This window comes from Maribacter chungangensis, assembly GCF_042676845.1.
Classification (GTDB): Bacteria; Bacteroidota; Bacteroidia; order Flavobacteriales; family Flavobacteriaceae; genus Maribacter; species Maribacter chungangensis.
This window is the reverse complement of the sequence record NZ_JBHTHY010000004.1, coordinates 1-14,811: the sequence shown is the minus strand read 5'-3', so window position 1 is coordinate 14,811 and position 14,811 is coordinate 1. Positions and strand designations below refer to the sequence as shown.

General features: G+C 37.3%; 13 protein-coding genes. 11 read left to right on the top strand and 2 right to left on the bottom strand.

Features of this window, described 5'->3' with window-relative positions:
- Positions 1 to 22: 22 nt before the first annotated feature.
- The 6 genes from ACFQZJ_RS06295 (at position 23) to ACFQZJ_RS06270 (ending at position 6,598) form a co-directional block, all read left to right on the top strand.
- A complete protein-coding gene (locus ACFQZJ_RS06295; protein WP_379933159.1) occupies positions 23 to 1,006 on the top strand; it encodes a stage II sporulation protein M in 984 nt (327 codons plus the stop codon).
- Positions 1,007 to 1,443: 437 nt separating this feature from the next.
- The gene (locus ACFQZJ_RS06290) at positions 1,444 to 2,328 is read left to right on the top strand and encodes a hypothetical protein (protein ID WP_379933158.1); all 885 of its coding nucleotides are present in this window, start codon (positions 1,444 to 1,446) and stop codon (positions 2,326 to 2,328) included.
- A 2-nt stretch (positions 2,329 to 2,330) separates the two neighbouring features.
- On the top strand, positions 2,331 to 3,071 hold the full coding sequence (locus ACFQZJ_RS06285) for a DUF4129 domain-containing protein (protein WP_379933157.1): 741 nt from the start codon (positions 2,331 to 2,333) through the stop codon (positions 3,069 to 3,071).
- Positions 3,064 to 4,278: a DUF4350 domain-containing protein gene (locus ACFQZJ_RS06280; protein WP_379933156.1), complete on the top strand. Its 1,215-nt coding sequence runs from the start codon at positions 3,064 to 3,066 to the stop codon at positions 4,276 to 4,278. The genes ACFQZJ_RS06285 and ACFQZJ_RS06280 overlap by 8 nt, the downstream gene beginning before the upstream one ends.
- The gene (locus tag ACFQZJ_RS06275) at positions 4,268 to 5,266 is read left to right on the top strand and encodes an AAA family ATPase (RefSeq protein WP_379933154.1); all 999 of its coding nucleotides are present in this window, start codon (positions 4,268 to 4,270) and stop codon (positions 5,264 to 5,266) included. The genes ACFQZJ_RS06280 and ACFQZJ_RS06275 overlap by 11 nt, the downstream gene beginning before the upstream one ends.
- Entirely contained in the window at positions 5,267 to 6,598 is a 1,332-nt protein-coding gene (locus tag ACFQZJ_RS06270) for a DUF58 domain-containing protein (RefSeq protein ID WP_379933153.1), read from the top strand.
- Here the strand turns inward: ACFQZJ_RS06270 and ACFQZJ_RS06265 are convergent.
- Positions 6,590 to 7,057, bottom strand: a complete 468-nt coding sequence (locus ACFQZJ_RS06265; protein ID WP_379933151.1) for a hypothetical protein — start codon at positions 7,055 to 7,057, stop codon at positions 6,590 to 6,592. The genes ACFQZJ_RS06270 and ACFQZJ_RS06265 overlap by 9 nt on opposite strands.
- Before the next feature lie 637 nt (positions 7,058 to 7,694).
- The gene (locus tag ACFQZJ_RS06260; RefSeq protein WP_379933150.1) at positions 7,695 to 8,531 is read right to left on the bottom strand and encodes a tyrosine-type recombinase/integrase; all 837 of its coding nucleotides are present in this window, start codon (positions 8,529 to 8,531) and stop codon (positions 7,695 to 7,697) included.
- 215 nt (positions 8,532 to 8,746) lie between these two features.
- Between ACFQZJ_RS06260 and ACFQZJ_RS06255 the strand changes: the two genes are divergently transcribed.
- From ACFQZJ_RS06255 to ACFQZJ_RS06235, 5 genes are all read left to right on the top strand, one after another.
- Positions 8,747 to 10,225: a catalase gene (locus ACFQZJ_RS06255; protein ID WP_379933149.1), complete on the top strand. Its 1,479-nt coding sequence runs from the start codon at positions 8,747 to 8,749 to the stop codon at positions 10,223 to 10,225.
- A 1-nt stretch (position 10,226) separates the two neighbouring features.
- Complete coding sequence (locus tag ACFQZJ_RS06250; protein WP_379933148.1) at positions 10,227 to 10,694, top strand: Dps family protein; 468 nt, start codon at positions 10,227 to 10,229, stop codon at positions 10,692 to 10,694.
- A 239-nt stretch (positions 10,695 to 10,933) separates the two neighbouring features.
- Complete coding sequence (locus tag ACFQZJ_RS06245) at positions 10,934 to 12,703, top strand: restriction endonuclease (protein ID WP_379933147.1); 1,770 nt, start codon at positions 10,934 to 10,936, stop codon at positions 12,701 to 12,703.
- A 151-nt stretch (positions 12,704 to 12,854) separates the two neighbouring features.
- The gene (locus ACFQZJ_RS06240; RefSeq protein ID WP_379933145.1) at positions 12,855 to 13,475 is read left to right on the top strand and encodes a hypothetical protein; all 621 of its coding nucleotides are present in this window, start codon (positions 12,855 to 12,857) and stop codon (positions 13,473 to 13,475) included.
- A gap of 455 nt (positions 13,476 to 13,930) precedes the next feature.
- Complete coding sequence (locus tag ACFQZJ_RS06235; RefSeq protein ID WP_379933144.1) at positions 13,931 to 14,725, top strand: cation transporter; 795 nt, start codon at positions 13,931 to 13,933, stop codon at positions 14,723 to 14,725.
- The last annotated feature ends 86 nt before the right edge of the window (positions 14,726 to 14,811 follow it).

The window sequence follows — 14,811 nt, the reverse complement described above, 5'->3', positions numbered from 1 at the left end:
TTTGATACAAACCTCAAAGTTAATGCGCGAAGCCGCTTTTGTAAAGCAAAATAAGGACAAATGGTCTACTTTTGAAAGCGCCTTGGCTAACAGAACGGATATAGCTCCGAATGTATTGTCCGACCTATACATTGAAATCACGGACCATTTAAGCTACGCCAAGACGTTTTATCCAGCCAGCAATACAGAGCGCTACTTAAATTCTCTTGCATCGCAAGCGCACCAAAAGATTTATAGGACCAAGCGCGAGTCGAAAAACCGGATTTTCAGTTTTTGGAAAACAGAATTCCCATTGCTGTTCAAACAGCATCACCGAGAACTGCTCATCGCCTTTTTGGTTTTTGGCTTCTTTACCTTTGTAGGTGCTTTTTCCGCTGCCAATGAGGGTGATTTTGTACGTTCCATACTGGGGGACGGCTATGTGAACATGACTTTGGAGAATATAGAAAAGGGCGACCCCATGGCGGTCTACAAACAAATGGGCGAGTTTAATATGTTCTTGGGCATTACCATAAACAATATACGTGTAGCGCTCATGGCCTTTGTATATGGATTTTTGTTGGGAATCGGTACCCTAATGGTGATGCTACAGAACGGTATAATGTTGGGCAGTTTTCAATACTTTTTTTACGAAAAAGGACTGTTATGGGAGTCTATGCGTACGATTTGGATACATGGCACCATAGAGATTTCCGTTATTATCATTGCCGGGTGCGCCGGTCTCGTTTTGGCCAATGGTATGCTGTTCCCCGGTACGTACACCCGTTTGGAATCCTTTAAACGAGGCGTTAAAAACGGACTCAAAATTATGCTCAGTACCGTACCGTTTTTCATCCTTGCAGGATTTCTGGAAGGTTTTGTCACTAGACATACCGAAATGCCGGACTGGCTTGCTATACTAATTATTACCAGCTCCCTTGCGCTTATCATTTACTATTATATCATTTACCCATACCGAATTGCGGCAGCGGACAGTATTCTAGTTGGTAACGACGGTAACAGTTAGCAGTGGCAATTGACGATAAAGAATAGATAGGTGAAACTACTCCGTAAACTTCAACTGTTAAGAAACAGCATTATAAAATGAGAATCTACCTAACTTTATAACTATGTATGCTTAACCAAACGAAGTCATTCAACTTTTTCCGTTCGCTGAAAAATTGCTCTTTTTTACTGCGCGCTGCAGCCGGCTCCTCATTCAAAAGCCAAATTGTCGGCTTTTGTTTCGGCCCTGTCCTTTTTCCTTCGGCAACGATGGTATGCAACTCAAAAAAGTCTTCAAATGTTTAAAAAATCACTAATTTTCGCTTGAACCCGAAAAGTTTAAAACACATCAGTAATTAAATCCACTTTTTACCAACAAAACCAAAACTATTTTTCGAAACGAACTCAAAAAAACAGTTGGACCATCTAAGATGGAAAATAACATTTTAACCAAGAAATATGAAAAGCAATTATATCGAATTTAAGAAACAACGGGAGCTAGGCGAAATATTATCGGACACCTTTGCCTTTTTCCGCAACGAGTTCAAACCCTTTTTCAGTACTTTTTTTAAGATAGTAGGTCCATTTTTGGCAGTATTGGTCGTTTCCCTGGTACTCTATTTATATTTCGCAGGAAATACCTTTAACCTCATGCTCTTGGATGCCGATATGGATGTAACCAACCTTGCCACCATAGGCCTCATTGGTTTTGTGTATATCCTATCTATAGTAGCGGTGTATACCATGTCACAATCTACGGTACTACATTACATTAAATCCTATTCCAACGGGAAAGGGACTACGGATTTTGAAACCATACGAACAGAGGTATATGATAGTTTTTGGAGTTTTATAGGACTAGGTATCATGGCCGGGCTATCCATTTTTATAGGACTAATGGTATGCATTATACCAGGAGTTTACCTTTATGTTCCCTTATCCTTAGCGTTTTGTATCCTAGTTTTTAATCGGATGAACGCATCGGACGCTTACAGTTACAGTTTTACCTTAGTTAAGGATGAATGGTGGATGACCTTCGCGACCATTTTCGTAATTGGTATAATCGTAGGTATCGCCACTTACGTTTTTGCCATACCCACAGCGATCTACCAATGGATAAAGATGGGAATATTCTCTGGAGAGGTCGATGCCGAGGGTATTATGGACATTTTTAAGGACCCCATATATATTCTCTTAAATGTCATAGGTACCGTTGCCCAATTTTTATTGAACCTTATCGGTATTATCGCAGGCGCATTTATCTATTTTAACCTAAATGAAAAAAAGAATTTTACCGGCACCTACGAGCGTATAGAGAACCTTGGCGAAATACGAGATAACTAAACATGCGGAAAATTGTTGTTTTAGGTTTGATGTACTTACTTATAGGTTCCAATAGTTGGGCGCAGGACAGTGTTTCTACGATCAAATATGACACATCCGACATTAGTCCAACACGTATTGATAAAGACCAACTAGAATCCTTTAAGAACAACCCCGATTTTAATTATGATCAGGTACAAAATGCCGCTCCCGATTGGTGGATCTCTTTTAAAAATTGGATAAGCAATGTGATAATCAAAATTTTTGAATGGCTTTTTGGTATAGAAAAAGCCGCCGGAGCATTCGCTAGGTTTTTAGAAATACTTCCCTACCTACTTTTGGCGGTACTCGTGTTTATCCTGATCAAGTTTTTCTTGAACGTAAATGCAAGGGCGGTTATCCATACCAAAAAGAACCAAGCCATCGTTGCCTTATCCGAAGATGAGCATATTATCAAAAACGAGGACATACAGCAGCTGATCCAAAACGCCCTGGATCAAAAAAATTACCGGCTGGCGGTGCGCTACTACTACCTTTATATGCTGCAGTTAATGAGCGAAAAGGAATTAATTACGTGGGAATTGCAAAAAACGAACGAGGACTATACCAAAGAGTTGCAAAAACCCGAACTGGTAAAACCCTTTGCAGCCAGTACACGTCTTTATAATTACTTCTGGTATGGTGAATTCCCAATAGACGAGTCCAAATACCGTAAAGCGGAAACCGATTTTATCACCTTACAAAACCTACTGAACAATGGGTAAAAAAGGGACAATATATCTTGGTATCGCAATACTTACCTTGGCAGCCTTTATGCTGCTCCAATACAGCAAACCAAAGGAGATCAACTGGTTTCCTTCCTATGTGGCCAGTCATAAAATTCCCTATGGCACAGTCGTGCTCAACACGGTAATGGAGGGCCTTTTTCCAAGTCAATTGCAACAGGTCTATAATCCACCATTTGAATTTATCAACCAAAACGACAGCATTAATGGCAGTTATGTTTTTATCAACAACGACATACAGTTCAATAAAGAAGAGCTGAACGCTTTGCTGAACTGGACCGCTAAAGGAAATAGGCTATTCATTGCCTCTAAAGATTTTGAGGAGGAATTGAAGGATACCCTAGGGCTGGAAACGGATTTTAGTTACGTAGGCTTTGAAACAAGTCAAAAACAGCTGCACTCGCTTTTGAACCCAAGGTTGACATTAACGGATTCCATTATCTTTAACAGGGATACCTCCACTCCTTATTTTAATAAAATAGACACCTTGAACACCACGGTTCTAGGGCAGGTAGCGGTTGTTGTTGACAAAAAGCAGAAGGAGCTGCAAGTGAACGCACTTATGCATCCGTTCGGAGACGGCACAATTATACTCTCGACCTTTCCCGAAGCATTTACCAATTATTTTATACTAAAAAGAGAAAACAAGGCGTATACCGCCGGAATGTTGTCCTATTTGGATGACGGCAAACCTATTTATCTTGATAATCATTACAAGAGCGGAAAGTCTTTTTATACGTCGCCCATGTATATTTTCCTGAACACCAAAGAATTGAAATGGGCGTATTATATTGCCCTGTTCGGGGCCTTGTTGTACGTTATCTTTGAGGGAAAACGAAAACAACGCGCTATCCCCGTAGTTACACCCTTACCTAATAGAACCTTGGATTTTACGCGTACCATATCTGATATGTACTATCTAAAAAGCGACCAAAAGTCTATTGCGGAGCATAAGATCAATTACTTTTTAGACTGGTTGCGTACCCGTTTTTATATAGGAAACATACGTAAAGAAGATGATTTTTATAACACTATTGCCAGTCGCAGTGGCCATTCCTTTGAATTTGTGACCAAGGTCTTCTCCTTTATGGAACACTTAAGAAACAGTGATCAAATAAGCGACGATGATCTATTAAAACTGAATACCTTACTACAAAAATTTAAAGCCAAAACAGATGGAAAATAACGAAGAGCAATCGAACGATCTAGATTTTAATACCAGAATACCTTTAGAAGACCTACTAAAAGCGGTAGCGGATATAAAGACAGAACTGGGAAAGGTAATCATTGGCCAGGAAAACTTTATAGAACTGCTCATCGTCTCCCTTTTGGTGGATGGCCATGTGTTGATAGAAGGCGTACCCGGAGTAGCAAAGACCATTACGGCAAAACTGTTCGCCAAAACCCTAAAGACCGATTTTAGCCGCATACAGTTTACACCGGACTTGATGCCCAGCGATATTTTGGGCACATCTATTTTCAACGTAAAAACATCGGAATTCGAGTTTAAGAAAGGGCCTATTTTCTCCAATATCGTTCTAATCGATGAAATCAACAGGGCACCCGCAAAAACCCAGGCCGCAATGTTCGAGACCATGGAAGAGCGCCAAGTAACCATGGACGGCACCACCTACCCCATGGCGGCACCTTTCATGGTACTGGCAACACAAAACCCAATAGAACAAGAAGGAACCTATGCCCTACCCGAAGCACAATTGGACAGGTTCCTATTTAAAGTTAAAGTAGCCTATCCAAATGTAGACGAAGAAGTATCGATTTTAAAGACCCACCACGAACGCAAAGGAAACCAGCCCCAAAAAGAGGTAAAAAACGTACTTACACCAAATGCACTATTAGGCTTCAAGAGCCAGATTCAGGAAATCGTAGTAGAGGAGAAAATCTTCAAATACATTGCGGATATCATTACCAAAACCAGAAACCATCCCCATTTGTACCTTGGCGGTTCCCCAAGGGCCTCTATCGCTACATTGAGCAGTGCCAAAGCTTTTGCCGCTATTAACGGTAGGGATTTTGTTACCCCAGAGGATGTTAAAAAAGCTTTGGTTCCGGTATTGAACCATAGGGTGATATTAACCCCGGAACGTGAAATGGAAGGCATGACCACCGAAAACGTGGTACAAATGATTACCGAAAGTGTAGAAATACCCAGATAAATGCAATTTCTAAAATCGTTCTACATACACAACGTATTCTTTAGGTACCTGGCCGTGCTCGGCGCTTGCTTTATCCTATCGTTCTGGTTAACGTGGTTATATCCCATAGCCTGGATATTGACGTGGGTACTCATAGCCGCGTTTTTGTTCGATATTTTTCTGCTTTACGGCACTGGAAAAGGAATGCAGGCAAAACGGATTTTACCTAAAAAGTTATCCAACAGCGATTTGAATTCCATTCGTATCGACTTCGAGACTTTTTATCCCTTTAGAACGAACATTAGCCTAATAGATGAACTTCCAAAGCAGTTTCAAAAACGGGATTTTATTCATAAAACAAGAGCAATAAAGGGCGAAAAACAGGTTTTTGACTACACCGTAAGGCCTGTGGATAGGGGAGAATACGTTTTTGGAAACTTAAATGTGTACGCAGCGTCCCCCTTGCGTATCGCCAAACGTAGGTTTGTCTTTCAAAAAGACCAGATGGTACCTGTATACCCCTCCATCATACAAATGCAGCAGTACGATTTTCTGGCCATTAACGATCGGCTGTCCAACATCGGCCTAAAAAAAATAAGAAAACTGGGCCACACCCAGGAATTTGAACAGATCAAGGAATACGTACCAGGAGATGATATACGTACGGTAAACTGGAAAGCTACAGCGAAACAGAATCAATTGATGGTGAACCAATATCAGGACGAAAAATCGCAACCTATATATTCCATTATAGATACGGGTAGGGTGATGAAAATGCCCTTTAACGGCCTTAAATTGTTGGATTATGCCATAAACAGTGCATTGGCCTTCTCCAACATCGCCTTAAAACGAAACGACAAAACCGGTTTAGTGTCCTTTTCCAAACATATAGAAACCTACCTGCCAGCGGTTCAAAAATCTACCTATCTTACTACTATATTGGAAACCTTGTACAATATAGACACCGAATATACCGACTCGGATTTTGGAGTACTGTACGGTCATGTAAAGCGAAAGATAAACCAAAGGAGCCTGTTGCTACTTTATACAAACTTTGAGCATATTTCTGCCTTAAAAAGACAGCTTCCCTATTTCTTGGCCCTGGCAAAAAAACACGTACTCGTGGTCATCTTTTTTGAAAATTCCGAACTGGAGAAACTTATTGCGACCGATGCCGAGGACCTACAGGCAATTTACCATAAGACCATTGCAGAGAAGTTCTCATTGGACAAGAAATTAATGCAAAAGGAACTGCAACGTTACGGTATACAGACCATACTTACAAAACCGGAACAATTGACCATAAACACCATTAACAAATATTTGGAAATAAAGGCAAGAGGTTTATTGTAGACCGGTATTGATAAGGTGATTGGCCTGTATGGCGGCAACTATATCACCGGAGCCCGATGCTATATGGGAGACAAAATCGGTATTTACATTATCCATATTAAAAGCCAAGGGCGGACACCCGCAGCGTTTACCACTGCCTCGTTTGCTATCCAATATCATATCAAGAACCAATCCGGAGATAATACCTCCTATGGCGGTGTAGACAATATCATCGTTCTCCCATTCAAGACTTCTAGACCGGTCGTATGTCTCTTTTGCCAAACCGGCAGCCAGACTACTGCCTACCGCTCCGGCCCACATCCAACCACGGCTGCCCTTAAATACTTTATGGGCGGCATAGCCGCCTACGGCACCGATAACCACACCGGCACCTAAGTGTTTGGCCGCGTTTGCGGTAGCTTGGGCATTGAGGTTTATGACAACTAGCATCAATACCGCTAAAAGGATATTGTTTTTCATAATTTTCGGGGTTTATGTACTAGGTTAAAAACGAATGAATTTGGTGTTGCGTATATGCAAGACCATAATTCCGATAGTTTTAAAACACCCCATCCATGTGCAACCCTACTATTGACACTATATTGGTATTTAAGCGATAAATTGGTACAGGTCATCGGTTTTTTTACCAGTGCGAAGATGCTGGAAAACACTCATTATTGTACTGATCAATAATGTTATACCAATTTAAGTTTTGAATGTCGTATTGAAAATTTGAATTATTTTTTCTCAGTTTAGGAATGAAATCTAAGCATAGCATTAGCTATGGTTCTATTTTATGACGACAAATGAGTAAAAAAGAAACTTGTTTTATGCGACATCTAGAATTTAAATTGGTACTGTATGTTTGTGCGTATTACCTGCACATAGGAACAGGTTCCGGCCAATTTATTAAGTATCCTGAAAAACACACCCAGAATCCGTAGGTTTTGAAAACGAATCAAAAGTGCTTTTACCACAAAGCATTAGATAAGGCTTTTTTTACCTAAGACAAGGAAGCTCTTATCCGAAAGTAACGCAACTATCCATAACACAAGAGCCTGCCCCATTTAACCAGCACAAACAAATACGACGGCGGCCATTAAAATTGGACCATACTTTAAATGGCATCCAAAAAGTCTAGCGGACTCTTTACGTTCAACACGTTTTTGTTGGATACATGGGTATAGAGCATTGTCGTCTTAATGGTATTATGGCCCAAAAGTTCCTGAATAATTCGTAAATCCGTACCTGCCTCCAAGAGGTGTGTGGCATAGGCATGTCTTAAGCTGTGCAAGGTTACCTTTTTCTTTACTCCCGCCCTTTTAATCGCCAATTTAAAGACAGCCCTGAGACTTTCAGGGGTATATTGGCCATCCCTACCTTCAAATAGGTACATTTTAGGTTTATACTCCTTATAATATTCACGCAAAAGGTTCTTTAAGGTTTCAGGAAAAGGCAATATGCGATCTCGTTTTCCCTTGCCATGCTGTACGAATATGCTATTTCTGTCCCCGTCTAAATGAACGACCTTTAAGGCTATCAACTCCCCGCTTCTTAAGCCTAGGGCATATACCGTGGTAAGCATAGCCCTATGTTTTAGGTTCTGTGTAGCGGTGAGCATTCGTTTTACTTCTTGCAGCGAAAGTATTTCCGGTAACACACGTTGGGGTTTTCTGGGTCTTAAGGTATCAAGGTCTAACCGGGTATTATGCATTTCTTTCATGTAGAGCGAAATTGCACTTAACAATTGCTTTTGAGTTGTATAAGCGTAATTTTTATCAACTATAATTTCTCTTATTTTTTGCAACAAGAATTTACTATCCAAACGATGTATTTCTTGCTCAAATCCAATATATTGGTCAAAAGAGAGCAATAAACCTATATATGCCTTACTAGTATTTTCGCTATATCTTTTAATTTGCAGCAAGGTTTTAAAGGGTTCAAAATCTGTCATATACAACTTTATTACAGGTTATGCGTAATCTAAGAAATAATTACATACAACCGGACTAAATTGGCGGTATATACGTAGTTTTTTGCTAAATTGCTTATATCAACTAGTTGCCAGTAATTCAAGACATAGAAATAATCTATATTGATATAAAAACTATCAATTTGATTTATATGCTTTTTTGAAACACCTTTGTAGCTTTAACCAAAATATAGAATATGTCAAAAAATAAAAAAATTACCACAAGTACAGGATGTCCTGTAAATCATTATGAGGACACTCAAACGGTAGGAGAAAGAGGCCCTGCATTATTACAAGATTTTTTCCTACAAGAAAAATTAGCACAGTTTAATAGAGAACGTATCCCAGAAAGAATTGTACACGCTAAAGGGACAGGTGCTTATGGCAAGTTTACAGTAACTCACGATATTTCAAATTACAGTAGGGCAAATATATTTTCTGAAATAGGAAAAAAAACAAAACTATTTGTCCGTTTCTCAACCGTTGGAGGAGAAAAAGGTTCTGCAGATACCGAAAGAGACCCAAGAGGCTTTGCAGTGAAATTTTACACTGAAGATGGAAATTGGGATATAGTTGGAAACAATACACCTGTGTTTTTTATAAAAGATGCTAAAAAATTCCCCGATTTTATTCACACACAAAAAAGAAACCCAAAAACCAATTGTAAAGACGCAACGGCTGTTTGGGATTATTGGTCACTAAACCCAGAAAGCTTACATCAAGTTTTAATATTAATGTCGGATAGAGGAACACCTGATGGATATAGACATATGAATGGTTATGGAAGTCATACTTTTTCATTGGTAAATAAAGACAATGAACGTTTTTATGTGAAGTTTCATTATAAAACTAAGCAAGGAAATAAAACTTTTACAGATGCTGAAGCGACAGAATTAAAAGGTACTGACCCTGATTATTCGCAAAGAGATTTAGTAAATGCTATCGAAAATGGTAATTTTCCAAAATGGACATTAAAAATTCAAATAATGACTTTAGAGGAAGCCAAATCTTTTCAATGGAACCCATTTGATTTAACTAAAATTTGGCCACATTCAGATTTCCCATTAATGGATGTTGGAGAAATGGAATTGAATGAAATTCCTGAAAATTATTTTCAAGATGTAGAACAAGCAGCATTTTCACCTTCTAATTTAGTTGACGGAATTGGTTTTTCCCCAGACAAAATGTTACAAGGACGTATTTTTGCCTATCCTGATGCACAACGTTATAGAATTGGAGCAAATTACAATGCCTTACCAGTAAATAGGTGTCCTTACGATACTACAAATTATCATAGAGATGGAGCAATGCGTTCTGATGGTAATGGTGGGAGCTCTAAAAATCATTTCCCTAATAGTTTTGATGGTAATTATGTAGATGAAAAACATAAAAGTCCTTCCTACGAATTAGACAGTAATGAAGTTGCCTATTTTGATAGGAATTTAAATGATGATGACCATTATTCTCAACCAAAAGGATTATTTGAAGAAGTAATGACAGAGGCGCAACAACAAAATACAATTAGTAATATTGTTGGTGCAATGGGCGGAATTGAAGGCGAAAAGAAAAGTGAAATTATCAATCGTCAATTATGCCATTGGTTTAGGGTAAGCCCTAAGTTGGGTGCAGGAATTGCCAAAGGATTAAACATAAACATTGAACAATACTTAAAATAAAATGAAGAATTTAATAGGAATAGATAAAGGAAAAGCAACCGAATTATGTAAAATGTTAAATCAGTTATTAGCTGACTACCAACTTTTTTATCAAAATTTGAGAGGTTTACATTGGAATATAAAAGGTAATGAATTCTTTGAATTACACGTGAAATTTGAAGAATACTATAATGATGCAGTGATTAAAGTAGATGAGATTGCAGAGCGTATATTAACTTTAGAAGGAGAACCTTTACATACCTTTACAGACTATCTTCAAACTGCAAAAATAAAAGAAATCAAGTATATAACTAATGGTAAAAGAGGAGTTGAATTAATTGTTACGAATTTTTCAGCGTTAATTTTACAAGAACGAGAAATTTTAAGTTTAGCAGGAGAATCTGATGATGAAGGAACTGCAAGTTTAATGAGTGATTATATATCAGAAACAGAAAAAACACTTTGGATGTTAAACTCATACTTGAAGTAACAACTACTGGCAACAATGTATATAAAGCATAGGGCGTTTGGAGCTAATTCAAACGCCTTTTCTTATTTACAAAGTCCGCCAAATATAAAATTTGGCATTTACGAGAAAGATAAAAGCAAAATATTTATATTTGGCTAAGTACCAACCTGAAACAAAAGTGCTAATCTACTGCCCTACGTTTCATATACTGAGCGTTAGGGTTAATGCCGAAAAATAAACGACAATTCAAAGAATAGAATATGGCGAGAAGAAATGATAAAGCAACTGGACTACTAATTATAGTGGGTTTTGTAGTATTTATCATTGCAAAAGTCTTCGAATTTATCATGGATAATATTGTTGTTATCGGAGTAATCGTTGGAATTGCTCTTGTAATTTTTGCTGTTGTTAAATTCATAGAACATCAAGACTCAAAAAAACAGCAAAAACTTAATATTCATAATGCAATTTTAAAAGGTCTCAATGAAAAATATGAACAAGAAAAAAGCAGAATTGAGAACAAAAAGGAGAGAATATTTCAGTCACTTCAGAAAATTCAGAATGATATAATCGCATTAGAAAATAAACAAAACACTTACAATGATTCTTATGACCCGATAAGAGCTATTTCAAAACTTCAAAATATTCTTAAAGTAAAGACTTTAAGTCTCAACGAAATTTGGGATTTATTTTATGACCAAGGTGAATTTAAGGTTATAAATCTTAATCAACGTTTCGAAGAAAAAATAAGGTTAGTCGATGAAATCAATAAACCTGAATTCTTTGAACTAAAACAAAATACAGAAAATAAAGACAAACTGTCAACAGAAATTGAACAGAAGAAAAAGGAACTTAATCAAAGCTTAAAATCTATTTACACTTCTAATCTAAATTCCACGAAAAATAAAATACATGAGCTCAATGAGAGATATAAGCAAAAAGGCAAACTATGGACTTTAGAGCTTGAAAAGTTCAAGGAAAAACAGAAACAAAAAAATGACAAAGTTGATTTGTTAAAAACAAAATATAATGAAAGTAACGAAAGTTCAATTGCTGAATTTCATCATCAAATACTTGAAAAAATAATCTATGACTCAAATTTTCACAAATCAATAACTACGGATTACAACGAGGAGAATAAAATTCTTATTATAGAATACCTTCTTCCTACAATAGAGCAGTTTCCTGAAACAAAAGAATTTCGGTACATAAAAACACGAAACGAATACAAAGAAATTAAATTTTCAGATAGAGAACTTGACAAATTATATAATGATATTATTTATAGACTTGTACTTGACTTAATAAGTATTTCATTCGAAAATGACTTGATAAATGTTATTAAAACGATTGTTTTCAATGGTTGGACAAATGCTATTAACAAGGCTACTGGACTTTATAATAAAGCATGTGTTCTTTCTGTAGTTTGCGACAAGAGTGAATTTAGTAAAATTAATTTGTTAGAAGTTGACCCTAAGGAATGCTTTAAAAGTCTTAAAGGAATTTCTGCAAATAAAATCTCTAACCAAACGCCTATAAAACCTATTATCACAATAGCGAATGATGATAGAAGATTTGTGTCATCTCAAGAAATCGGAATAGACTCTTCCACAAATTTGGCATCGATGCACTGGGAAGACTTTGAACACTTAATAAGAGAAATTTTTGAGAAAGAATTTAGTATAAATGGTGGAGAAGTAAAAGTTACACAGTCAAGTAGAGATGGAGGTGTAGACGCAATTGCATTCGACCCTGACCCAATTCGTGGAGGAAAAATAGTAATTCAAGCTAAACGTTATACGAATATAGTAGGAGTTTCAGCTGTTAGAGACTTATATGGAACAGTAATGAATGAGGGAGCGACAAAGGGAATATTAGTAACGACTTCTGATTATGGTTCTGACTCATTCAAATTTGCAAAGGATAAGCCGATTACTCTAATAAATGGAGGAAATTTACTTTATCTACTTGAAAAACATGGTTATAATGCAAGAATAAATATTAAGGAAGCTAAAGATGAATTAAAATAAAAGCACTAACCCTAACAATGTATATAAAAAATAGGCGAAATAGTAGTGAAATCAAGGTTTTGAGCTCGTATCAAGCTTTGTGCTAAACCGAAAGTTTAGTGCTTCGAAATCGCCTACTTTTCATATACTAACCGTTGGCCATAATTATAGAATGCGACCTAGAAGTCTAAGAATATTTCAAAAAAGAAAAGGGATTTATATTTCTCCTGAAAAATTGGTCGGTATTTTTTGGACAGGCTTGGTATTTTTAATGGCCTATTTAAAGAAATCTCACGGATATGATTTTGATGGTTGGGACACTACTCTATTAATTCTATGGCTAGTTTATGTAATTGGACTTATGATTAGCACCTTCTTTCGCTATGAACGAGAAATAGGAACATATTGCGGTAAATTGACCTTTTGGGAAGACAGAATACAAGTGGACGAGGAAAATTATAACCTATCTCAAATATCAAAATTGGACTTTAACCCAGCATTTGATATTAGGGGAATGTTTGTTAATTCTATGCTGGAATTCACTCCACACTTGTCCAATGGATTAAACAACGTAATGACTCTGGAACTGAAAAATGGACAAAAAATAAAGTGCAATTTTTTACAAACCGAATCAGAAAGGCTGAGCCATTTTAAAGAAGTACTGACTCACTATCATAAAAATGGAATTCTTGGATGGTTACCACTTATTGATATACTGGGAATTGAGGATTATAATAAAATTCAGGACTTTAAAAAAGAAATAACTATGGCCAACAATACCTATAGCAAATAGAGCATAAAGTGCTATATTTAATGGCTTGGGCTTACTTATTGAGTCCGCCAAATCTTTTGGATTTGGCAATTAAAAAGAAAAAATAATTACAAAACAAAAAGCTCTGGCTAGCAGACCAGACGGAAACGAAAAGTTTCCTTGCCTGCCCTACTTGCCATAGCCTTGACCGTTCAGGCCGATTGCCAGAGGACATATCGCTCCGCCATGAAATCGGACACCCGAGGGAACAGTCCCCCTTTACAATGGTGCGGTGCATTCCGTCAAAACACGAAACACAACCAAAAGGATTTCACGCTGGGGCGTTTTAAAAGCTCAACGCGTGGCGGCTAAATCCCGAAATTAAAGTATATTTATAAACAACTCAACCGGCCGACAAGAAGCGGACAAGAGCCAAAACGCCCCGCCCGCTTTATACAGGGGCCGTTGTAAGTAATGCCGAAAAACCCAGAAACCGAGTGAATAAAACAATATTTGAAATTACCAAAATGGACTGTCCATCGGAGGAAAATCTAATCCGAATGAAATTGGACGGAATTTCGAGTGTTGCGAATTTGGACTTTGATATTCCGAACCGAAAATTGACCGTTTTTCACAGCGGAGAAATTGACCAAATCGAAAAGTCCGTTATCGAACTAAATTTAGGCGGAAAGAAAATCTCGACTGAACAAACCGACCAAACGGAATTTAAAGAAAACGAAAATCAGAAAAAACTACTTTGGTCTGTACTTGCCATAAATTTTGCGTTTTTCATTATCGAAATGACAACAGGAATTATCTCAAAATCAATGGGACTTGTTGCCGATAGTTTGGATATGCTTGCCGACAGTTTCGTTTACGGAATTAGCTTGTTTGCGGTTGGAGGAACGTTGATTAAGAAAAAGCGGATAGCCAAACTTGCTGGATATTTTCAAATAACACTTGCGATTATTGGATTTGTAGAAGTTTTAAGAAGGTTTTTCGGAGACGAGAAACTTCCCGATTTTTCGACAATGATTATCGTTTCTATTTTTGCACTTATCGCAAACGGAATTTGTCTTTATATTTTGCAAAAGTCAAAGAGCAAAGAAGAGGCACATATGAAAGCGAGTATGATTTTCACCTCGAATGACGTGATTATAAATTTAGGAGTAATAATTGCAGGAATTTTGGTAAATTCGTTGGGTTCGAGTAAACCTGATTTGATTATCGGAACAATCGTTTTTGCGTTGGTAATTCAAGGAGCATTTCGGATTTTGAAATTAAGTAAGTGAACGAAAAAAGCACTACTTACAATAACTAAGCATATGGCGCGCCGATAGGCTAGCGCTATATGACTTGTTGACTGATCCGGGGTTTG

Bases quoted from the DNA above. Each gene is read 5' to 3' on its own strand.
- ACFQZJ_RS06295 (WP_379933159.1), top strand. From the start codon at position 23: ATGCGCGAAGCCGCTTTTGTAAAGCAAAATAAGGACAAATGGTCTACT.
- ACFQZJ_RS06290 (WP_379933158.1), top strand. From the start codon at position 1,444: ATGAAAAGCAATTATATCGAATTTAAGAAACAACGGGAGCTAGGCGAA.
- ACFQZJ_RS06285 (WP_379933157.1), top strand. From the start codon at position 2,331: ATGCGGAAAATTGTTGTTTTAGGTTTGATGTACTTACTTATAGGTTCC.
- ACFQZJ_RS06280 (WP_379933156.1), top strand. From the start codon at position 3,064: ATGGGTAAAAAAGGGACAATATATCTTGGTATCGCAATACTTACCTTG.
- ACFQZJ_RS06275 (WP_379933154.1), top strand. From the start codon at position 4,268: ATGGAAAATAACGAAGAGCAATCGAACGATCTAGATTTTAATACCAGA.
- ACFQZJ_RS06270 (WP_379933153.1), top strand. From the start codon at position 5,267: ATGCAATTTCTAAAATCGTTCTACATACACAACGTATTCTTTAGGTAC.
- ACFQZJ_RS06265 (WP_379933151.1), bottom strand. From the start codon at position 7,057: ATGAAAAACAATATCCTTTTAGCGGTATTGATGCTAGTTGTCATAAAC.
- ACFQZJ_RS06260 (WP_379933150.1), bottom strand. From the start codon at position 8,531: ATGACAGATTTTGAACCCTTTAAAACCTTGCTGCAAATTAAAAGATAT.
- ACFQZJ_RS06255 (WP_379933149.1), top strand. From the start codon at position 8,747: ATGTCAAAAAATAAAAAAATTACCACAAGTACAGGATGTCCTGTAAAT.
- ACFQZJ_RS06250 (WP_379933148.1), top strand. From the start codon at position 10,227: ATGAAGAATTTAATAGGAATAGATAAAGGAAAAGCAACCGAATTATGT.
- ACFQZJ_RS06245 (WP_379933147.1), top strand. From the start codon at position 10,934: ATGGCGAGAAGAAATGATAAAGCAACTGGACTACTAATTATAGTGGGT.
- ACFQZJ_RS06240 (WP_379933145.1), top strand. From the start codon at position 12,855: ATGCGACCTAGAAGTCTAAGAATATTTCAAAAAAGAAAAGGGATTTAT.